At 56.9% G+C, this 19,785-nt stretch carries 20 protein-coding genes; 4 read left to right on the top strand and 16 right to left on the bottom strand.

What is annotated here, in order from left to right; translation table 11 throughout:
• Positions 1 to 2: 2 nt before the first annotated feature.
• The 5 genes from FCN45_RS04520 to aroL form a co-directional block, all read right to left on the bottom strand.
• Positions 3 to 935 (bottom strand): DUF1177 domain-containing protein, encoded by a 933-nt coding sequence (locus FCN45_RS04520; protein WP_110867768.1) that lies wholly within the window; start codon positions 933 to 935, stop codon positions 3 to 5.
• Between the two features lie 15 nt (positions 936 to 950).
• The gene (locus FCN45_RS04515; RefSeq protein ID WP_137385249.1) at positions 951 to 2,510 is read right to left on the bottom strand and encodes an OPT/YSL family transporter; all 1,560 of its coding nucleotides are present in this window, start codon (positions 2,508 to 2,510) and stop codon (positions 951 to 953) included.
• Between the two features lie 189 nt (positions 2,511 to 2,699).
• The gene (locus tag FCN45_RS04510) at positions 2,700 to 3,452 is read right to left on the bottom strand and encodes an IclR family transcriptional regulator (RefSeq protein ID WP_137385248.1); all 753 of its coding nucleotides are present in this window, start codon (positions 3,450 to 3,452) and stop codon (positions 2,700 to 2,702) included.
• Positions 3,453 to 3,808: 356 nt separating this feature from the next.
• A complete protein-coding gene (locus tag FCN45_RS04505) occupies positions 3,809 to 4,000 on the bottom strand; it encodes a YaiA family protein (protein ID WP_101762471.1) in 192 nt (63 codons plus the stop codon).
• A gap of 108 nt (positions 4,001 to 4,108) precedes the next feature.
• The gene (gene aroL / locus FCN45_RS04500) at positions 4,109 to 4,633 is read right to left on the bottom strand and encodes a shikimate kinase AroL (protein WP_137385247.1); all 525 of its coding nucleotides are present in this window, start codon (positions 4,631 to 4,633) and stop codon (positions 4,109 to 4,111) included.
• Positions 4,634 to 4,916: 283 nt separating this feature from the next.
• Here aroL and FCN45_RS04495 point away from each other — a divergent pair, with 283 nt between their 5' ends.
• Positions 4,917 to 5,609, top strand: coding sequence for a DUF2076 domain-containing protein (locus tag FCN45_RS04495; protein ID WP_137385246.1), 693 nt, complete (start codon positions 4,917 to 4,919; stop codon positions 5,607 to 5,609).
• Here FCN45_RS04495 and FCN45_RS04490 read toward each other — a convergent pair whose 3' ends face one another.
• On the bottom strand, positions 5,610 to 6,053 hold the full coding sequence (locus FCN45_RS04490; RefSeq protein WP_008106050.1) for a YaiI/YqxD family protein: 444 nt from the start codon (positions 6,051 to 6,053) through the stop codon (positions 5,610 to 5,612). It abuts the gene before it with no gap.
• 147 nt (positions 6,054 to 6,200) lie between these two features.
• Here FCN45_RS04490 and proC point away from each other — a divergent pair, with 147 nt between their 5' ends.
• Positions 6,201 to 7,013: a pyrroline-5-carboxylate reductase gene (gene proC, locus FCN45_RS04485; protein ID WP_137386850.1), complete on the top strand. Its 813-nt coding sequence runs from the start codon at positions 6,201 to 6,203 to the stop codon at positions 7,011 to 7,013.
• A gap of 195 nt (positions 7,014 to 7,208) precedes the next feature.
• Here the strand turns inward: proC and FCN45_RS04475 are convergent, their stop codons facing one another.
• The 7 genes from FCN45_RS04475 to FCN45_RS23595 all read right to left on the bottom strand — a co-directional run bounded on the left by FCN45_RS04475 (position 7,209) and on the right by FCN45_RS23595 (position 13,627).
• Positions 7,209 to 8,738, bottom strand: coding sequence for an FAD-dependent oxidoreductase (locus FCN45_RS04475; RefSeq protein WP_137385245.1), 1,530 nt, complete (start codon positions 8,736 to 8,738; stop codon positions 7,209 to 7,211).
• A 125-nt stretch (positions 8,739 to 8,863) separates the two neighbouring features.
• The gene (locus FCN45_RS04470) at positions 8,864 to 10,033 is read right to left on the bottom strand and encodes an N-acetylglucosamine-6-phosphate deacetylase (protein ID WP_137385244.1); all 1,170 of its coding nucleotides are present in this window, start codon (positions 10,031 to 10,033) and stop codon (positions 8,864 to 8,866) included.
• Entirely contained in the window at positions 10,026 to 10,799 is a 774-nt protein-coding gene (locus FCN45_RS04465; protein WP_137385243.1) for a glucosamine-6-phosphate deaminase, read from the bottom strand. The genes FCN45_RS04470 and FCN45_RS04465 overlap by 8 nt, the downstream gene beginning before the upstream one ends.
• A gap of 1 nt (position 10,800) precedes the next feature.
• A complete protein-coding gene (locus FCN45_RS04460; protein ID WP_101762478.1) occupies positions 10,801 to 12,324 on the bottom strand; it encodes a sodium:solute symporter family protein in 1,524 nt (507 codons plus the stop codon).
• Positions 12,325 to 12,612: 288 nt separating this feature from the next.
• Positions 12,613 to 12,915, bottom strand: coding sequence for a PsiF family protein (locus FCN45_RS04455; protein WP_101762479.1), 303 nt, complete (start codon positions 12,913 to 12,915; stop codon positions 12,613 to 12,615).
• Between the two features lie 102 nt (positions 12,916 to 13,017).
• Complete coding sequence (gene iraP, locus FCN45_RS04450) at positions 13,018 to 13,272, bottom strand: anti-adapter protein IraP (RefSeq protein ID WP_101762480.1); 255 nt, start codon at positions 13,270 to 13,272, stop codon at positions 13,018 to 13,020.
• A 211-nt stretch (positions 13,273 to 13,483) separates the two neighbouring features.
• The gene (locus tag FCN45_RS23595; protein WP_168197446.1) at positions 13,484 to 13,627 is read right to left on the bottom strand and encodes a hypothetical protein; all 144 of its coding nucleotides are present in this window, start codon (positions 13,625 to 13,627) and stop codon (positions 13,484 to 13,486) included.
• A 253-nt stretch (positions 13,628 to 13,880) separates the two neighbouring features.
• On the opposite strand from FCN45_RS23595, the gene FCN45_RS04445 reads away from it, so the two are divergent.
• Positions 13,881 to 16,961: a beta-galactosidase gene (locus FCN45_RS04445; RefSeq protein ID WP_137385242.1), complete on the top strand. Its 3,081-nt coding sequence runs from the start codon at positions 13,881 to 13,883 to the stop codon at positions 16,959 to 16,961.
• Here FCN45_RS04445 and FCN45_RS04440 read toward each other — a convergent pair.
• A complete protein-coding gene (locus FCN45_RS04440) occupies positions 16,900 to 18,204 on the bottom strand; it encodes a multidrug efflux MFS transporter (RefSeq protein WP_137385241.1) in 1,305 nt (434 codons plus the stop codon). The two genes, FCN45_RS04445 and FCN45_RS04440, sit on opposite strands and share 62 nt — an antisense overlap.
• 392 nt (positions 18,205 to 18,596) lie before the next feature.
• Between FCN45_RS04440 and FCN45_RS04435 the strand changes: the two genes are divergently transcribed.
• Positions 18,597 to 18,848, top strand: coding sequence for a biofilm development regulator YmgB/AriR family protein (locus tag FCN45_RS04435; protein WP_101762483.1), 252 nt, complete (start codon positions 18,597 to 18,599; stop codon positions 18,846 to 18,848).
• A gap of 12 nt (positions 18,849 to 18,860) precedes the next feature.
• On the opposite strand, the gene FCN45_RS04430 is transcribed toward FCN45_RS04435, so the two are convergent.
• Positions 18,861 to 19,178, bottom strand: coding sequence for a hypothetical protein (locus FCN45_RS04430; protein ID WP_137386849.1), 318 nt, complete (start codon positions 19,176 to 19,178; stop codon positions 18,861 to 18,863).
• Between the two features lie 171 nt (positions 19,179 to 19,349).
• A complete protein-coding gene (locus tag FCN45_RS04425) occupies positions 19,350 to 19,649 on the bottom strand; it encodes an I78 family peptidase inhibitor (protein ID WP_101762485.1) in 300 nt (99 codons plus the stop codon).
• Between the last annotated feature and the right edge of the window lie 136 nt (positions 19,650 to 19,785).

Below are 19,785 nucleotides of genomic sequence, written 5' to 3'. Positions count from 1 at the left end.
CATCAGGCTTTCCGGGTGCGCAGATGGCTGAGACTACCATACAAAGAGAGCAGCAGCGCGTACTCTTGTGGGTCGTAGAAGTGACAGGTTTCACGCCCGAACTCTTTCGCCACTTCCACCGCAAACTTCACGGCTAAAGCGATATCCACTTCGTGGCTGGCGCCGGTGCCGCAGCCCGGCACCACCGATTCGGCACAGATCGCCACGCCGACCACCGGCACATCCGTCGCGGTGGAAGGTTGCAAAATACTGTTGAGGTGATAAACCCCGTTGCCGTATGGCGTGATGTCCTGCGTGGTGATCGGGAAGGTAACCGCCGGTTTGCCGCTGGTCATCTCCATGATGCGTAACAGATCTTCTGACACGCGCAGGATGTAGCCCTCTTTCACCGTCGGCGACAGCGCGTAGCCTTTGTGATTGAGAATGCGGTTACCTTTGGTGGTATCGATCGACAGAATCGCATCAACACCAGCGATCACTTCGTTGTCATTCATGGTGATGTCGTCGCACGGCGAATCCATGAAATCGACTGGCTCGTGCGGACGGGTTGGCGCATCCGGGCAGATGTGGGTGGTGATAATCACATCACCGGCCAGCACGTCGCCTTTGGTCTGCATCTGCGCCAGCTTCAACGCACTGCTCACCGCTGCGACGGCGCCATCGGCATCCGACACCATACCAATGCGCGTTGGACGCGCACCGATACCGCCGAGACGGCCAATGATGCCGAGCGTTGGCGCACTGCCGCCGTTGCTTTTGCCCTGCGCGCCGGGGATATCGATGCGGACGAAATCGGTCCGCCCTTTTGGCCCGCTAACGCGTTTCGTGCTGGCGGTGACGCCCGGATAGGCCGCGAACAGATCGACCACCTGTTGGCCATCGATGTAAGCGCTATCGAGTAACTCAAAGACCTGCAGTGTCTGCTGTAAACTCATCATCAATTTCCTGGATTATTTTTTGCTGCCGCTGGCAAAAAGTGAATGGAAGAAGCTGTAGAGCGCGTCGCCCGCGATAAATCCGGCGGCCATCACCTCCATCGGTGAACGTCCACGCTCGCCCCACACGCGCAGGATGATAATGCGCAGCGCGATGCCCACCATCACCGCCCAACCTGCCGCGGCGTTGTTGATTAACAAGCCGGTCGCCAGCAGGACGCCAAGCTGACGTTTTGGTCCGCCGATCAACTGAATAATCGCGCCCGGAATCGCCCACATCAGCAGGTTGCCGGCTATCCCCGGTTCGGCACCGGCCTGAATGGTTTTGGCATAGACGCGCGCCACCGGCGGCAGCAGATTCTCGGCAAAGAAAATGGTGTGCGCGTACCACACCACGGGAATACAGATCACAAAGGCAATCATCGCGGCGATCAGCTGGATACGGCGACCCCACAGCTCTTGCTGCACATCGGCACCGTTACCGCGCAGGATAAAGCCGGCTTTCAGGTCATAACCCATATCGGCAAACGCCGGACCGGTAGCGGCGGTAAAACCACACAGCAGGCACAAGGCCAGCGGCGGGAAGCCGAGCAGAATACCGAGAATCAGGGTGATCAGCGCCACCGCAAAGGCCGGGAACCAGCCAGAGTGCATGGCAGCGATACCAACAATCAATTCATGCATGAAGGCAGCAAAGGCAGCGTAAAGGATAAACAGCACCAGCATCGGCAGGCCCATCTGACTCCACAGACCGCCCGCCAGCGCCAGCAGCGTGGAGATGACGATGTAACCGACGGTGCCGAAACCCAGCGAACGTTTGACTTCGCTGTCGCTACGGCTGACGTTGACCTGATCATTGCGGCGGCTGCGAATCACCTGCACCACCTGAATTAACGCCACCAAACCGGCACCGACCATCACGCCGTGCGGAATATAGAGTGCGTTGATATCAATGCCAGCAACCGGTTGCGCGTAGGCGCGCAGCAGGAAACCCATACCGAGCATGCTGAGCGCCCAGATATTACCGATAAACGCGGTACCAAATGCCGACATCGGGATCTTCAGCATCGAACCCACGATGCCGCCAACAATCCCCACCACCAGCAGCCAAGCCTGACGACCGCCTTTGTCACCGGCTTTGATCGCTTCGGCTGCCGCCACGCCCGGCGGCCACGCATTGCTGGCCGGGAAGACGCGGGTATCAAATAGACGATAGAGTAAATAAGCATCGAGCAGCATCGCCGCGCTGACGCCTACAAACAGCGGCAGCACCAGTTGCGGCTCACCCAGCGCCCACGGCACCGCAATCGGCATCAACAGGCTGTTGGCCGCACCGAAGGTGGCAGAGGAGATGGCGGTTTGCGCGAGGTTTTGTACTTCAATGGAGCGATAGCGACGAAACCATTGCAGCGGAATACGCGCCAGCAGCATGGCAAACAGCGCGCCGATAATAGAGGTATTGGGTGTTACCCCAATGGTGGTAATAAGCTGAACCCCAATGATGGCGCCGGCAACGGACAGCAGAACCAGCATTAAGGCAACGCCAACGCTTTTTATTGGATTATTTTGACGCATGAGATCCCCGTATTTTCACCCTGTAGAAAACGCTTTAATTCGCAGTGCCCGACACGCGGGACATCAACGTTTTTATATTAATCGTTCCCTGATTATTGAAATAAGCAGGTCCGAGGACCTGCTATTTCCCTGGTGTGGCGCGAATAAACGCCTTCAAAACTAAAATAGGGTTTCCTGTTTTGGACAGGATTATGCGCCGTATTTTTCGGCCATCAGTGCAGCCGTTGCGCGTAGTTCGCTGAGCAGCCTCTCCGGATATCCGGGCGCCGCTTCTTGCGATAAAAACGAGAGACACAGCGCGGCACTTTCACCGCGATGTTTATTGGTTACCGCGACCGCCAGCGAACTGATGCCCGGCAGCGTCTCATTGCGCGCCAGTGCCCAGCCTTGCTGGCGAATTACCGCTAACTCTTTGCATAACGCATCGACGCTCAGCGGCGAGTTCATCGAAGCCGCCTGCCAGTTGCTGGCAAAACGTTCGCGAACCTCGTCATCACTGAGCTGCGCCAGTAGCACGCGTCCGGTCGAAGTGCCGGTTAATGAAACGCGCGAGCCCGGCGGCGTCACCAACTGGGTGAAGAAGCGGCCGTGATACATGCGCATCACCAGCACATCGTCGCCATCCAACACCGAGATATAACCCATGCAACCGCTGCTGGCCGCCAGGCGCGCCATCGGCGCCGACGCGCTATCCACCAGCGGCGTCGACAGATAGTGACCCGCCACCGACAGCAGCACGCGACCAATCTGGAAGCAGCGGCTCTCTCCATCACGCTCAAGTAAGCCTTCACTTTCCATGGTCGCCAACAGGCGCGAGACCGTGCTTTTCGGCATGCCTAACGCATCCACCACCTCGGTAAAGGTCAAGCCGGGATGGCCCTGCGTCACGCCAAAGCGCTGAAACAGCTTCAGTACAGCGGAGGCATTTTCGAGTGTGGTCATGGCGTTGGTTTCACTATATGGAACACAGTTCCTCTTTCAATAACCAGAAAGTAAAGCGCGATGCTTTGACGGTCAAGCGCAAATTTTAAGCCGGACGTTTCTGAGGGAATTTAAGGCAGAATAAAATACGGCGTGAAGTGGGAAATAAATGACGTAATCAGGTGAGTTAAATATTCCGCAGGAAAGTGTGTAACTTTTTTGGAATATTGCAGTTTTTCGGCTGAGATTCTTTACCCTAAATAATTCAAGTTGCAGGGAGGCGGCAAATGGGTGAAACCCAGGAGCTTACTTAGGTAAGTGACTGGGGTGAACACATGCAGCCAACGCACCTGCAGCTTGAAATATGACGGGTAAACTTAATCTTTTTCAGCGTCTTCGTAGCGCTCTTTGGCATCTTGCGCTTCGGTTTCGCTTTTGTGTTCGCTTATTAATGTATCGGGTTTGGGATGGTCGGCACGCAATTCATACCAGGTGACGGTTTGATCCGCCGAACCTTTTTCAACGGCGACAATACGCGCGACGCGCGGATAGGGTGGTTTCGTTGGCATTGTTTTCCCTCTTCTATCAGTTGTCCACAGACAGCGGTGATCCTCTGCCTAACGCTAAGTATAGACAACTGAGGATCGCTGCAAAGAAACAGAGAGAAATCTGAGGGTTTAGCTGGCGCGCGCTAAAGAGAGCGATTGCAGAATTTGCTCTACTACGCGATCGGGCGATTGCATCGCGTTGACTTCATGATGCGCGGTTTGGCGATACAAATGAGCACGCTCACGCAAAATATCGCCCATCTCTTCGGCAATCGGGCGGCCGGTTAAGGTGGGACGCTGCGCGGCTTCCGGCTGATGTTCCAGACGATCGGCCAGCACGTCTGCAGGCGCGTTCAGCCAAATCACCTGGCCGTGTTCGCGCATAAAGCGACAATTCACTTCCGCCAACACCATGCCGCCGCCGGTGGCGATGACCGTATTCGGAGCGGTGACCGCGCGCAGCGATTCCGTTTCGCGGGCGCGGAAGCTATCCCACCCTTCAGATGCCACAATCTCCGCCACGCTGCGTTGCGTAGTGAGTTGCAAATAGTGATCGGTATCGTTAAAGGCATAGCCCAGCGCTTGCGACAGCGCCTGGCCAACCGTGGTTTTACCGCAACCGCGTGCGCCGATCAGATAGATGGGTAATGACATCCGGGCTCATCCTCCGCCGTAATGTGCCGCACGGGCAACGTCATCAGGTCAATAATGCGTCGCATAATACCTGGATTTTATTTTATCAGCCACCCGCGAGGCACGATTTACGCGTATTTCAGTCACATCCTAAGCTAGTCCTTTGATTAAGCTGCAAAAAACAATGCATGAATCGTGCATCGGGCCAAATGTAACAGCGGCCAACATTTCCTTACCAGGCCGCTGATTTACTTTCTTTGGTCGCGCCCTCATATATGAGGCATACCTTAACGGAGGGTTCCCCATGCAAAGCGAAGAACAACAACTTATTGAAAACCTGTTCAGCCGACTGAAACAGGCTGAGACGCAAAGCGGCCCGCGTGATGCTGGCGCAGAGCAGTTAATCAAACAGCATTTACAGAATCAGCCCGGCGCGCCTTACTACATGTCACAGGCGATCCTGATTCAGGAAGCGGCGCTGAAAAAGCTTAATGCGCAGGTTACGGATCTGGAAAATCGTCTGGCGCAGGCGCAGCAGCAACAGGCACCGCAGCAGAGCAGCGGCGGTTTTCTCTCCAGCCTGTTTGGTGGCGGATCGCGCCCGGCGGCACAGCAGCAGCCAGCGTGGGTGAATCCACCGCCGCAGCCACAACAGCAATATGCGCCACCACAGCAGCAATCTGCTGCGCCGGCGGCACGCGGCACCGGCTTCCTCGGCGGCGCATTGCAGACGGCCGTTGGCGTGGCGGGCGGCGTGGTGATGGCGGATATGCTGACCAGCATGTTCCACCATTCGCAGCCGGAAGAGATCGTTAACATCATCAACGAACCGGCGCTGCCGCAGGTCGATAACAGCCTCGACACCTTTAACGGCAACGACAGCAACAATGCGTTCCTGAATGATAACTCGGGCTGGGATAACAACCTGGCGGACAACAATGATTTCGGTGACTTTGGCAGCGGCGGCGACTTTGACGACGATGATAGCTTCGTCTGATCAGCGCTGACGTAACCACTTATCTAGTTCATTGGCGAACAGTTGGCGGTCGCGTTGGCTTAAGGTCGACGGGCCGCCACTCTGAATCCCGCTGGCGCGCATCGTTTCCATAAAGTCACGCATGGTTAAGCGCTGACGAATGGTGTCTGTTGAATAACGCTCTCCGCGCGGATTCAGCGCCGCAGCGCCCTTCTCCAGTACTTCTGCCGCCAGCGGAATATCGCCGGTGATCACCAGCTCGCCGGGCTGCACCCGTTTCACAATCTCGTTATCCGCCACGTCAAACCCGGCAGCAACCTGCAGCGTTTTCAGCCACGGCGACGGCGGTACGCGCAGCGGTTGGTTGGCGACAAAGGTCACGGTAACTTTGGTGCGCTCAGCCGCGCGGTACAGCACTTCTTTGATGACATTGGGACAGGCATCGGCATCAACCCAAATCGACATGATGACTCCTTTTTCACAGACAATGAGGCTGATCTTGCCGTGCTACGGCAGAATGGCAACTGTTTTTGCTGGCCGCCCGCCTTGTTATTAATCCTCGCTGACGTAAGCTTACCCCCACAGAAAATGAACCACTTAGAGGATAAAGCGATGCTGGAGAAGAAAATCGGGTTTGTCGGCTGCGGCAATATGGCGAAAGCCATCATTAGCGGACTGGTCAACAGCGGGCAGATCGCCCCCGCCAATATCTGGGTGTTCGACCGTAAGCCCGCCACCAATCAGGCGATGGCGCAGCAATATGGCGTCACCGCCGCAGACAGCGTGGAAAGTCTGGCGCGCGAAGTGGATATCCTGTTTGGCGCGGTGAAACCCAATGTGATTCTCAAAGTACTGAAAGATCTTGCCGGCCAGCTGAAGAAAGATGTGCTGGTGGTCTCGATCGCCGCAGGCGTGACGCTGGATTCTCTGGCATCGGTGCTCGGCCACGATCGCAAAATCATCCGCGTGATGCCCAATACGCCATCACTGGTGAACGAAGGTATGACCTCGGTGACGCCAAACGTGCTGGTGGAAGCGCATGAAGTGGATGAAGTGGTGGGGATTTTCGAAAGCTTCGGCAAAGCGGCGGTGGTAAATGAATACCTGATTCACGCGGTGGTTGGCGTGAGCGGCTCAGCGCCAGCCTATGTGTTTATGTTTATCGAAGCGATGGCCGATGCGGCGGTGCTCGGCGGCATGCCGCGTGCGCAGGCATATCAGTTTGCGGCACAGGCGGTCAAAGGTTCGGCGCAGATGGTGCTGGAAACCGGCAAGCATCCCGGCGAGCTGAAAGATATGGTGTGCTCGCCAGGCGGCACCACCATCGAAGCGGTGAAAGTGCTGGAAGAGAAAGGCTTCCGCGCCGCGGTGATGAATGCGATGCAGCAGTGTATGGCGAAGTCTGAGGCATTGAGTAAGCAGTGATCGGTGCGCTTTGCCCCTCACCCTAACCCTCTCCCGCAAGCGGGAGAGGGAACTGATCGAGCATGTGGCAAACTCCCGCAAGCGGGAGAGGGAACGGATCGAGCATGTGGCGAACTCGCGCAAGCGGGAGAGGGGTCCGATCGGGCATGTGGCTGCGTCTCCCTCTCCCTGTGGGAGATGGCCGGGGTGAGGGCATCAGGCCGCTGCGTACGCCTCATACAGCGCAATACCCTGCGCCAGCGTCATGGGCTGCTGCATCTCCTGCACCAGCGCTGCTGTCAGCGTATATAACCCGGCAGAACACACCGCCGCAATCATCCCCTCCTGACAATAGAAAGCGATAAACTGCTTATTCTGCAGCGATCCCAGCAGCCGGTAATCGTCCCACTCTTCCGCATGCCCCAGATACTCATAGCGGGTACCGTAATGCGCGGTCCAGAAGAACGGCACGCGGTCATACAGGATCTTTTTCCCTAACATATTCAGCGCCGCGATGCGCCCTTGCTGGTGCGCAACGCGATAGTGCTCAATGCGTTGTGGGCCCTGCACTGACGGATAACTGGCGATATCACCGGCCACCCAGATGTTATCGGCCACGCGCAGCTGGCTGTCGGTAAGCAAGCTGCCATCGTCCTCCAGCGGCAGGTCGTGGATGAATGAGGTCGCCGGCACCACGCCCGTGCCAAACAGCACCAGGCTGGCATCGACTTTTTTGCCACTCTTCAGGCGCACGGCAGTGACTTTGCCCTCGCCTTCCAGCGCCACGGGATCGCCTTCGACAAACTTCACGCCGTTGCTGCGATGCAGATCGTAAAAGTGGCGGCCAATCTCTTCGCCAAACTGTTTAGCAAACGGCAGCGGATGGCGCGCAATCACCGTGACATCAACATCACGATTACGCAGCGAACCTGCCATCTCCATACCGATAAAGCTGTTGCCGATAATCACCAGCTGCTCGGTTTTATCCACCTCTTTGAGTAACTCATCGGCTTGATTAAGCGATCGCAGCAGATGCACGCCGTCGAGATCGTTACCCGGTATATCGAGCGGTTGCGGCACGCCGCCGCTGGCAATGAGCAGTTGGTCAAACTTCACTTGCTGACCGCCTTTAAGGATCAGCGTTTGCTCAAGCGCTTTGAGCTGCTCGACATCGCCCTGAATCCGCTCCACCGTACCCAGCACATCCTGCTGCAGCAGCTTAGGTACATCCTCAATCGCCATTTTGCCGGACGGCACGAATTTGCTCAGTGCGGTGCGATCGTAAGGTGCGGCCGATTCCCGCTCGATCAACACAATATGCCCTTTAAAACCTTCATCGCGTAGCGTCCAGATTGCCGCACTCCCCGCCGCGCCCGAACCGAGAATCACGCATACCGGTGACTCACCTTGTGCGGAGGGCGCACTGGCGGGCGACATCGCCTGTGGGCTGACCAGCACTTTGCCTTGTTCGATGCGCACCGGATAACGCTTAAGATTCGCCAGCGCCAGCGGCTCGCACATCTGCCCATCCTGCAGCTGAAACACCGCTTTGTGCCACGGACAGATCAGCTTGTCGCCACACACCGCGCCCTGCTCTAACGGCGCCCCGGCGTGCGGGCATTTGGCCTGAAACGCCTGCACCCGCTCATCGTCACGAATCAGTACCACATCGGTGTCGCCGACGGTAAATTTGGTGGGTTTGCGCTGTGCCAGCGACTTGAGTTCCACGACAGTTTGATAGCTCACGTTAGGCCTCCTTTCTTGTGGTTTTTGAGGTAATCAGCAAATCCCTACAAAGAGTAAGCCTGGCAAAGCATGGTGATTTGTCCGCATCGACAACGCGTTACGGTAGGTAAGTTATTGTTTATTCGCTAAAGATAATCTTCACCATACCGCCACACGACAGCGCCTTGCTTCACACAGCCGCGTAAAGCCACGCCGCCGTCCGCCTGAGCAGCCAGCAGCAGCACATCGGCGGGTGCGCCGCAGGCCAAACCTTGTTGCTGCGGCAGATTGAGCTGCCGCGCCGGACGAACAGACGCCATCTCAATCGCCTGCGCCAGCGTCGCCAGCTGATGGCGCAGCAGGAAGTTCACGCCCTCCAGCAAACCACGCGCCGATCCCGCCAGCAGCTGCGGCGCATCGGCGATGCTCAGGCGTCCGCTAGCGCTAAGCTGCACGCGGCCGCCAATCGCGGTGTCGTAGATGCCCGGCGGCTGCCCAGCGAACGAGGTGACGTCACTGACCAGCAGCGCCTGCTCGCCTTTGGCACGCAGGAACACTTTCAGCACGTCCGCCGGCAGGTGATCGCCATCGGCAATCAACGTGGCCGTCAGCGCATCTTCCGCCAGCTGCTGCCAGATGTAATTGGGATGACGCGGCAGTTGCAGATGCGCGCCGTTGCCGAGATGGGTGGAGAGCGTCGCACCCGCGTCAACCGCCGCGTGAATTTGCGCTGGCGTGGCGGACGTATGCCCAATGGCGACGCGCACCTGCTGCGCCACACAATGTTTGATCAGCGCATCGCTGTGCGGCCATTCCGGTGACAGCGTGAGCAGGCGAATATGCTGCTGCGCGGCTTGCTGCCAGCTGTCGAACAGTGCGATATCCGGTGCGCGAATCGCCTCGCGCGGATGCGCACCGCGCGGCCCATCTTCAGGCGACAAAAAAGGTCCTTCCAGATGAAACCCCGGAACGGCGCGTGCCACGTCAGGATACTGCTGGCGGGCGCTGGCGAGTCGCTGCATCGCCTGCGCAATTTCCTCCGGCATGGCGGTGATCACCGTTGGCAGAAAGCTGGTGACGCCCTGCTGCCACAGCGCGCACGTGGCGTTTAGCACATCCTCTTCGCTAAAAGGAAAGTGGTTGAAATCGACGCCCTGAAAGCCGTTGACCTGCAGATCGACCAAGCCCGGCGCGAGGATAATCTCCTCTTCCAGTTTATTCAGCGCGCGCACATCACTGATGGTGCCGTGCTCAATCTCCAGCTCAATCGGTCGCATCGTGCGGTAATCGCGACCGCGCAAAATGAGGTTAGTCAAAGGTCACCTCCGGGCAGGCATCGCTGTCGGTATAGAGCGTGCAATCGGCATGCTGGCGCAGGCACGTCGCCGGACACGCGGTCGAGATCGCATCCTCAAGCGTTGCGCGCACCGCCGCGCGTTTGCTCGCACCCGGCACCATGCAGAACAGCCGCGCACCACTCATCAGGGTGGGAATGGTGAGCGTCACGGCATGCGTCGGTACCGCCTCGAAACTGGCGAAACAGCCATCGTTAACCTGCTGCTGGCGGCAGGCATTATCCAGTTGCACCACCTTAACGGTGAAAGGATCGTTGAAGTCGGCCACCGGCGGATCGTTGAAGGCTAAATGGCCGTTCTCGCCAATACCCAGGCACACTGCATCAATCGGTGCAGCGGTAAGTTTTGGCGCGTAATCCGCACAGATCACGGCAGGATCGCCGCAAGATGGGATCAAGTGAACTTCGCCAGGCTGCACCACATCAAACAGCTTCTGGCGTAAAAAGTGGCTGAAACGCTGCGGCGCATCCGTCTCCAGCCCGATGTACTCGTCCATATGGAAAGCGTGAATACGCGACCAGTCGATATCCTTTGCCGCAATCAGCGCGGCGAGAAACTCGTTTTGCGAGGGCGCGGCGGCAAACACCATGCGCACCACATGCTGTTCACTCAGCCGTTGACGCAGAAACGCGGCCACATCCTGCGCCGCAGCAGCACCTAATGCCGCGCGGCTGGCGAAGCGTTTGATCCGTAAGCGATCTCGGGTTCCCTGTTGTAAGAGCGTCATGTTATCCCTCCTGAGAGACGTTACTTTTATGCGCCCAGCGCTGTGCGGCTGGCGCATCCTGATCCTGATTGAGTGCGTTCAGCAGCTGATCTACTTCCGGGCGCACCGGCGCGCGGCGTAACCAGCCCATCACCACAAACAGCACCAGCGAGGACATCACCGGCGCAGCCACCACGGTGGCGGTGCTGACATCGGTAAAGACAAATTTCACGCAGAAGAAAGTGCCGACGCCGATCGCCCAACTCACCAGCGCGGCGGCGCTGCCGCTGCGACGAAATGCCGGCAGCAAACCCAGCAGCATGGGAATGGAGATCGGGCCGACTAAGCCGCCAAACCAGATGATCAGCAGCGACAGCACGCCGCCGAAGTGGCTGGCGTTCATGGCAATCACCAGCGTGGTGATAATGAAGATAAAAGCGGTGAGCCGCGCCACCAGCAGCGAGCTTTTACCGCGCTGAAAGTGTTTCGGCAGCATGCCGGGCAGGATATCGCGCGTCACCACCGCCGTAATGGCGTTGGCATCCGACGAGGTCATCGACAGCGTGTGAGTAAACATCGCCACCAGCACCAAACCCACTAGACCATTCGGCAGCAGCTCCATCGCCATCATCGAATAAGAGCGCGACGGATCGCTGAGATTGGGAAACAGCAGCGGCGCTGCCCACATCGGCCAGAACAGAATCAGCGGCCAGATGAGATAGAGCGCGGCGGAGAGGCGCGCCGCTTTGCGTGCATCGCGGCCGGCGGGCGCGGCTATAAAGCGCTGCGCCAGATTCCAGGTGCCGCCGTTGTAGCTCAGCGTGTAGATGACGAAATAGGCGAGAATAAAGCCGATGCTGTACGGCTCCTGAATAATCTGGGTATGGGTTGGCGGCAAACGCTGCCAGATGGTGAACAGTTCAGCAAATCCGCCGAGATGCACCGCCACCGCGACCACCATCACAATCGCGGCCACAAATTGCACCACGAACTGGCCGAAGTCGTTGCAGGCATCCGCCCACAATCCGCCCATCACGGTGTAAAACAAACTCAGCGCGCCGGAAACGCAGATGCCAATCAGCGGATCGAGTCCGGTGAAGACGTTGATGATGACCGCAATTGCCGCCCACTTCGCGCCGACGTCAAAAGTTTTCAGCAGCACCCCGCTCCACGCCAGCACCATTTGCGTTGGCAGGTTGTAGCGCGTGGCGAGATATTCCATCGGCGATTCGATGTTCATATAGATGCGCAAGCGCGCCCAGCGCGGCGCAAACAGGCGTGAACCTATCAACACCGCAATCGCGATGGGAAACGCCCACCAAAAATAGATGGTGATGCCCATGTTGTAAGCCACCGCCGCATAGGCGACAAACACCGCCGCGCTGTAGCCTGACATATGATGCGACACGCCCGACAGCCACCACGGCATTTTGCCGCCAGCCGCAAAGAAATCACGCGTGCTGCCTACCTTGCGCATCGCCCACAAGGTTATAGCCACAATCATCAGCGCATAAAGCGCCATCACAGCATAATCAAGCACATTCATAGCAGACTCCACAGGTAAAGGCTGCCCAACGAACGCTCTGGCTTCGCGGGGATTGAGCGGATGGAATAATTAGTCATTATTTAGGACTAAAGCATCCTGGCAGCGTTATTGGTGCGGTTTTGTGATGAGGATCCTGATATGAGTTTTTCCTCTGACGTGATAAGTAAAATTGAATATGTTTGCGCCGCAGCTTACAGCAATAAAAAAAGGGTTCACGCTAAACATGAACCCTTATTCCTTTTCACGCATGAGTGATTTAAAAACGGCGACGATTTATCGCTAATTAAATCAGCTTTTCTTCAGGCACGAACTCATAAACGTTTTACGTGCATCGCCGGTGAGCTTTTTATCGCTCGCATCAGCATTACAGGTTTTCATCTTCATTTGTTGCGGCGTCATACTGCCTATTTTGCTGTCTTTTTTCAGACAGTCACTCATAAAGCTTTTACGCGCATCGCCTTTCAGATTTTGTGTACCGGCGCTCTGGTTACACTGGGTCATTTTTTCCTGCTGTGCGGTTTTCTCTGCCGCACTCGCTCCGCCTGCAATCAGCAAGCCTGCTGTCATTATTGCCAAAAGACACGATTTCATTACCGGATTCTCCGTAGCATTATTGCTCTCTAAGCATGGCACGGAATAAGCAAATACGAGAAATCGATAATGACAATTGCCTGCAAAAACAGGCGATAGCCATTATACGCGCGGATGATGCAGCAACTTCTCTACGTAATTACGCAACATGGTGGTATCGGGCGTTTCAGCCGCGGGAGCGACGGGCGGCATGGCTAATTTAATAGCGGCCTCAATGTCGTGGAATTGATCGGGATTCAGTTTGCGCAGCATCGCGGTTAACACGATTTCTAATGCCTCGACCTGAGCCACTAATTCTTTAGACTCTTCTTCTTTTTCAGCCAGCTTTAGAAGGAGTTCCGCAATCAGGTTTTTCATGCGACAAGCTCAATGAGAGAAGAAAAACAGACGTTAGCATTGCGCTGAATAAAACAACAAGGATTTTTAAGCCGTTTTAGAGAAAAAACAGCCAAACGGCAGAATAAAAAAAACCGGCTAGATTTCAATAGTTAATAGCGAAACGTTTCTCTGAACGCTTAATGGTGAATTGAAACGTTTCGCTTATTCTATTAATTAACGCCGGTGCTAATTAGCGGGGCCCCATAAAGCCGCGACCCGGACCGCCGCCACCATGACCGCCGCCCCAACCGCCGCCACCCGGAGGTGGGAAAATACAACCGCTCAGCGCGGTGACCAATGCCACAACTGCGGCGATTTTAATCATACGGACCATAATTACCTCGGAATGGTGAAATCGGGCTGAGTGTATGAGGCCGCACCGGGCACGACAATACAGAATTCTCCGCAACCCGGCGCTATTCATCTCTGCTCACCACGCTTAACAATTTACTGGCACTAAAGCGGCAAAAACATTGCACGGGTGACATAGATTGCTGCCAACGCGCTGCGCAAAATCGTGGTTGATCGCTTTACAGCCGGTGCGATTTCACGCAATGTGAGCGCATTACAATAAATGAGATCTCATCATGAGCTTATCTGCTGTCTCCCTGAGTGAAATTCTGGCGCGCCGTGACTGGGAAAATCCGGTGATCACCAGCCTTAATCGACTGGATGCGCATCCGCCGTTTGCCAGCTGGCGCGACGAAATCAGCGCGCGCGACGATCGCCCTTCGCCTTCACGCCAGCTATTGAACGGCCAATGGAGCTTCAGCTACTTCACGCAGCCGGAAGCGGTACCGCAAAGCTGGCTGCTGCAGGATTTGCCTGGCGCCGATGCGCTGCCGGTGCCCGCAAACTGGCAGCTGCACGGCTTTGACGCGCCAATTTATACCAATGTGCAGTATCCAATTCCGGTAACGCCACCTTTGGTGCCGCAACAGAATCCTACTGGATGCTACTCGCTCACATTCAAAGTGGATGCTAGCTGGCTGCAACAGGGCCAGACGCGCATTATCTTCGACGGCGTAAATTCGGCCTTCTTCCTGTGGTGTAACGGCCAGTGGATCGGCTATTCGCAGGACAGCCGCCTGCCCGCCGAGTTTGATCTCACTCACGCTTTGCAGCCCGGCCAGAACCGCTTAGCCGTGATGGTGCTGCGCTGGTGCGATGGCAGCTATCTGGAAGATCAGGATATGTGGCGCATGAGCGGCATCTTCCGTGATGTCAGCTTGCTGCATAAGCCGGAGACGCAGCTGGCCGATGTGCAGATTGAAACCGCGCTGAGCCCGGAATACCTGCGCGGCGATCTGCGTGTCAGCGTCAAGATCCACGCCGGCGATCGTCAGCCCGCGCAGTGCCGTCTGCGCGTCAGTTTGTGGCGCGGCGACAGCTGCATTGGTGAGCAGGAACAGGCACCCGGCAGTGCGATTATCGACGAGCGCGGACATTATCCCGAACGCGCCCTGCTGATCTTGCCGGTCAACCAGCCGCAGCTGTGGAGCGCCGAAACGCCGCATCTCTATCGCGCGGTGGTGACGCTGATGGATGAAAACGGTGCCGTGCTCGAAGCCGAAGCTTACGACGTCGGTTTCCGCCGCGTCAGCATTGAACAGGGCCAATTGTGCCTCAACGGCAAGCCGCTGCTGATTCGTGGTGTGAACCGCCATGAACATCACCCGGAAAACGGTCAGGTGGTGGATGAAGCCAGCATGCGCCGCGACATCGAGCTGATGAAGCGCCACAACTTTAACGCGGTACGCTGCGCGCACTATCCTAATCATCCGCTGTGGTATCGCCTGTGCGATCAATACGGCTTGTATGTGGTGGATGAGGCGAATATCGAAACGCACGGTATGCAGCCCATGAATCGCCTCTCCAGCGATCCGCGCTGGTTCGCCGCCTACAGCGAGCGCGTCACGCGCATGGTGCAGCGCGACCGCAATCATGCCTGCATTATTATCTGGTCGCTGGGCAACGAATCAGGTCACGGCAGCACGCACGATGCGCTCTATCACTGGGTGAAAAGCAGCGATCCGACGCGTCCGGTGCAGTACGAAGGTGGCGGCGCCAACACCGCCGCCACCGATATCGTCTGCCCGATGTACGCGCGCGTCGATCAGGATCAGCCTTTTCCGGCGGTGCCAAAGTGGTCGCTGAAAAAGTGGATTGGTTTGCCGGGCGAGACGCGGCCATTGATTCTGTGTGAATACGCCCACGCGATGGGCAACAGCTTTGGCGGTTTCGCTAAATACTGGCAAGCCTTCCGCCAGTTCCCGCGCTTGCAGGGCGGCTTTGTCTGGGATTGGGTCGATCAAAGCCTGACGCGCTACGACGACAACGGTGAAGCCTGGCAAGCCTACGGCGGGGATTTTGGCGATACGCCAAACGATCGCCAGTTCTGCATGAACGGGCTGTTTTTTGCCGACCGCTCACCGCATCCGGCGCTGTTTGAAGCCCAGCGCGCGCAGCAGTTCTTTCAGTTTCAGCGGGATGCTAACGAGCCGTATCGCTTTACCGTCAGCAGCGAATATCTGTTCCGCCGCAGCGATAACGAAGTGCTGCGCTGGTCAATCGAGCAGGATGGCGTTGCCATCGCCAGCGGTGAATTGCCGCTCGATCTCGCCGCTCAAGGCAGCCAGACCTTTACGCTGCCCGCCAGTGAAGATTTGCAGGGCAACGCGTGGCTGAATCTGGCGGTGCATCAAATCAACGCCACGCCGTGGTCCGAAGCGGATGCGCGCGTCGCCTGGGATCAGTGGCCGCTGCCCGCTGCGCTGCCGGTGCGCGTTGTGGAGATCGGTGCCACCGCGCCGGAACTGATCGCCAATCACGATTTGGTGGCGGTGGTTGTGCCGCAGCAGCGCTGGCACTTCTCGCGCCGCAGTGGCGAGCTGGTGCAATGGTTTGTTGATGATGAAGAAACGCTGATCACGCCGCTGCAGGAGTGCTTTATTCGTGCGCCGATTGATAACGATATCGGCACCAGCGAAGCTGCCAATGTTGATCCCAATGCGTGGGTCGAGCGCTGGAAACGTGCGGGCTACGATGAGTTGCAAGCGGTGCTGGTGGATATGCAAGTCGATAGCCTGAAACACAGCGTGCTGATTGAAACCTGGCATCAGTGGCTGGCCAACGGTCAGCTGGCTTTCACCAGCCATAAACGCTATCAAATTAATGCTAACGGTGAGTTGTCCATTAGCGTCAATGTGGAACAGGCGCCCGGTCTGCCGCCGCCGGCACGCATCGGGCTGCGCTGCCAACTGGCGAAGTCGCCGCAGCAGGCGAGCTGGCTCGGTTTAGGCCCGCACGAGAACTATCCGGATCGCCAACTGGCGGCGCAGTTCTCGCGCTGGCAGCTGCCGCTGGCAGCGCTCAGCACCGCGTATGTGTTCCCCGGTGAAAATGGTTTGCGCTGCGGCACGCGTCAGTTACAGAGCAATGGCTTGCAGGTGAGCGGCGACTTCGCCTTTTCGCTCAGTCGCTTCAGCCTTGAACAGCTGCGTGCCACCTCGCATCGCCACTTATTGCAGCAAGAGGAGGGCTGCTGGCTGCACCTCGACGGCTTCCACATGGGCGTCGGCGGTGATGATTCATGGAGCCCAAGCGTTAGCCCGGAGTTTTTGCTTTCTCAGCAGCGCTGGCACTACGCGCTGACGTTGCGTCAGTAGGTTTTTCTGCGGTTTCACGCTGGCTCAAAGGTGGAGTCAGCGTGGTTTTCGGCCGACGATAGAAGCGGCGCAGGAAGATCACGTTAACCATCACCACCATCGCCGTGGCGAAGAACACCCAGCGATAGCCGGTTGCCGCCGATACCGCCGCGCCCAGCAGCGGACCCGCCACGTTACCCAAGTACATAAACGATTGGTTGTAGCCGAAAATGCGCCCGGTGACGTTATCGCGTGAATGCCGCACCAGCAGCGTTTGCACCGCCGGCATCATGGCGCCATCGGCAAATCCCAACAGGAAACGCAACACGCCCAACTGCGTCGCGCTGGTGACAAACGACATCGCCACCAGCAGCAATAATGACACCATCATGGTGGCGAGCAGAATGCGTTGCGTGCCAATACGATCGCCGAGTTTACCCAGCCGTGGCGCGGAGATCAGCGCCGATACGCCCGGCAGCGCGGCGATCACCCCGCTGAGAAACGCGATGTTCTGCGCATTCGGTGCCAGCTCACGCACGAACAGCGTCAGGATGGGGTTCACCGAGCCGTTGCACATCTGAATCACCATGGTGGTGAAGAACAGGCAGATCATTAAGCGCGGATTATCGAGGGTGCGAAACACGTCGCGCCCGCTCAGCTTGTCCTGCTTGCTAACCGGCGTATAACCGGTCTCTTTTATCAGAAACAAAGTGACGAGAAAGCTCACCATCAGCAGCACGGCGGTGACGATAAACACCATGCGTAAACCGAGCCAGTCCGCCAGCAAACCGCCAATCATCGGCCCGAGAATGACGCCGCTGATTTGCCCGGTGGAAACACAGCTCAGCGCCCAGCCGCTGCGTTCGCGCGGTACCTGCGCCGCCACCAGCGCCATCGCATTGGGAATGTAGCCGGACGTAAGGCCCATCAGCGCGCGCAGCAGCAACAGCTGCCACGCCTGAGTGACAAACGCCTGCAGCAGAATCACCGCGCCCATGCCGAAAGAGGCGCGCAGCAGCATTAGCTTGCGCCCTTTACGGTCAGCAAGGCTGCCCCACAACGGCGCGACGGCGGCAGAAACAATGAAGGTGACGCTGAAAGTGAGTCCAGACCAGACGCTGAGCGCGTTAGCGCCACGAATCCCGAGTTCTTCCACATACAGCGGCAGGAAGGGAATGATCTGACTGATAGCAAGGCCGGTAAAAAAGCAGCCAAACCAAACGGATATCAGATTAACTTTCCAGGACTCGATGGAGCGTAACATGGGCGTGGGCATCAGCAGAATGAAACGAGAGTTCAGTCTAACAATCTCATAACATTACCGGACGGCAAAACATGGCATGGGCGAAAAAACGCAGTTTTACACTGTCGAGCGTGATTTTGCTCACAGCAAATCATGTCTGAAAGCCGTTTTTTAGTGTCTTTATGTGCTGAAACCCTGCCTGCCGCAAGATAAGCGCATCGCAATGGCAGGCAAACGTGAAAAAATATGTCTACACGTTACTGACAATATTCCACACCGCATCTATGTTTAAAAAACCACCAGTTATCACTGGCGACGCGCTGTCTGTTCTGGGCAGTCCGCATGATTAAACCCAATTTCCCCATGCTGCCATTATCCGGCGGTGGGCATCGTTGTCTCTGCGGAGGTCAGCTATGAGAACCCAGCCAAACAGCGCCAGTCGGGCGATTACCGACTACTTCAATAGCCCAGCCTGGCATGCACCGCATGAGAGCGACATGTTAGCGGCGATCATGCGCGAACTGATGGATGACGGACAGCCTGCCACCAGCAAAGCGATTATTGCGCGCGTGATTGATAAGCTGGAATTTGAAGGGGATGAACAGCAGTTGCAGAGCTACCGCAACTTACTGGCAAAACTGCTGGAATCGGGGCCGCAGAAATAGCGGCCCACGCCACTATTTTACCGCACGCAGATGGTCGGCTTCGCTGACAAATGCCTTGCCGCTTTGACGCTGGTACAGGCAGAGTTCGCGTCCGACCTGATTTTTCATGTGCTTTTGCGGATAGCGACCTTCCAGCAGCAGCGCATCAAAGCCCACGCTATCATCATACGGAATCGGCTTACCCACCAATTTCGCTGTCTTCAGGCCGCTGGCCTTGAGACAGCTTTGCTGCATATTTTTGTCGTTCTGCTGCCATGCGGCTTCGCTCGACGCCTGCGCCAGCGGACTCAACAACATCGTTAACAGCAGCAATTTTCCACGCGTTCTCATCATCACTCCTCCATCAGCCTTGCAGGCCGAAAGATAAAAAAATTCCCGCCGCAGCGGGAAGAAATAAGACGAACATTGCATATTCGAGAGTGACGAGGAAATCTCCGTAGTGCGCAGTTATCCTCGCCCGGCGCTGTGACAGCCATATGACAATGCAATGTCGTTTTTTTGTTATCCGCAGTACACCCGGGAAATTTTACCGCTTTGATCCGCCGCGAAATTTATCCGACGCAGATTGAAATCCATCGTTACCGCTGAATTCCACGGAATAGCACGCACGGGCACCGCGAAGCGTTTGTTGTCGAGCGTCGATAATGGCTGACCAACGTAGTTTTGGTATTGCGATGCGCCGCACTGATCGGTTTCCGGATCGTGGCTGGCAGCCGCGCTGGCGTCAGGTTTGCTGGCTGACTGGCAAGCGGTCAGGGCAAAAAAGGCCGTTACCAGTAGCGCTTTTCCATAATGGGTCACAAGTTTCTCCTCCTGGATAAATAGACAACCGGTTTTTGAGAGTAGCAAAGCGTGACCGTGAAACGGAAATTTTTACAGCAGATTGGTCGCACTAATCAGCTCAAAAGGGCGATCTTCCTCTCAAAAGTTAGGATTA

The organism is Pantoea sp. SO10 (assembly GCF_005281435.1).
GTDB lineage: Bacteria > Pseudomonadota > Gammaproteobacteria > Enterobacterales > Enterobacteriaceae > Pantoea > Pantoea leporis.
The sequence above is the reverse complement of the archived record's forward strand: the minus strand, read 5'-3'. Positions and strand labels throughout refer to the sequence as shown.

What these genes read in the sequence shown, in the direction of transcription:
- FCN45_RS04435 (WP_101762483.1), top strand. Translation starts at nt 18,597, where the DNA reads ATGAGAACCCAGCCAAACAGCGCCAGTCGGGCGATTACCGACTACTTC.
- FCN45_RS04490 (WP_008106050.1), bottom strand. Translation starts at nt 6,053, where the DNA reads ATGTCGATTTGGGTTGATGCCGATGCCTGTCCCAATGTCATCAAAGAA.
- FCN45_RS04520 (WP_110867768.1), bottom strand. Translation starts at nt 935, where the DNA reads ATGAGTTTACAGCAGACACTGCAGGTCTTTGAGTTACTCGATAGCGCT.
- FCN45_RS04495 (WP_137385246.1), top strand. Translation starts at nt 4,917, where the DNA reads ATGCAAAGCGAAGAACAACAACTTATTGAAAACCTGTTCAGCCGACTG.
- proC (WP_137386850.1), top strand. Translation starts at nt 6,201, where the DNA reads ATGCTGGAGAAGAAAATCGGGTTTGTCGGCTGCGGCAATATGGCGAAA.
- FCN45_RS04440 (WP_137385241.1), bottom strand. Translation starts at nt 18,204, where the DNA reads ATGTTACGCTCCATCGAGTCCTGGAAAGTTAATCTGATATCCGTTTGG.
- FCN45_RS04515 (WP_137385249.1), bottom strand. Translation starts at nt 2,510, where the DNA reads ATGCGTCAAAATAATCCAATAAAAAGCGTTGGCGTTGCCTTAATGCTG.
- FCN45_RS04460 (WP_101762478.1), bottom strand. Translation starts at nt 12,324, where the DNA reads ATGAATGTGCTTGATTATGCTGTGATGGCGCTTTATGCGCTGATGATT.
- iraP (WP_101762480.1), bottom strand. Translation starts at nt 13,272, where the DNA reads ATGAAAAACCTGATTGCGGAACTCCTTCTAAAGCTGGCTGAAAAAGAA.
- FCN45_RS04510 (WP_137385248.1), bottom strand. Translation starts at nt 3,452, where the DNA reads ATGACCACACTCGAAAATGCCTCCGCTGTACTGAAGCTGTTTCAGCGC.
- FCN45_RS04505 (WP_101762471.1), bottom strand. Translation starts at nt 4,000, where the DNA reads ATGCCAACGAAACCACCCTATCCGCGCGTCGCGCGTATTGTCGCCGTT.
- FCN45_RS23595 (WP_168197446.1), bottom strand. Translation starts at nt 13,627, where the DNA reads ATGGTCCGTATGATTAAAATCGCCGCAGTTGTGGCATTGGTCACCGCG.
- aroL (WP_137385247.1), bottom strand. Translation starts at nt 4,633, where the DNA reads ATGTCATTACCCATCTATCTGATCGGCGCACGCGGTTGCGGTAAAACC.
- FCN45_RS04455 (WP_101762479.1), bottom strand. Translation starts at nt 12,915, where the DNA reads ATGAAATCGTGTCTTTTGGCAATAATGACAGCAGGCTTGCTGATTGCA.
- FCN45_RS04430 (WP_137386849.1), bottom strand. Translation starts at nt 19,178, where the DNA reads ATGAGAACGCGTGGAAAATTGCTGCTGTTAACGATGTTGTTGAGTCCG.
- FCN45_RS04465 (WP_137385243.1), bottom strand. Translation starts at nt 10,799, where the DNA reads ATGACGCTCTTACAACAGGGAACCCGAGATCGCTTACGGATCAAACGC.
- FCN45_RS04445 (WP_137385242.1), top strand. Translation starts at nt 13,881, where the DNA reads ATGAGCTTATCTGCTGTCTCCCTGAGTGAAATTCTGGCGCGCCGTGAC.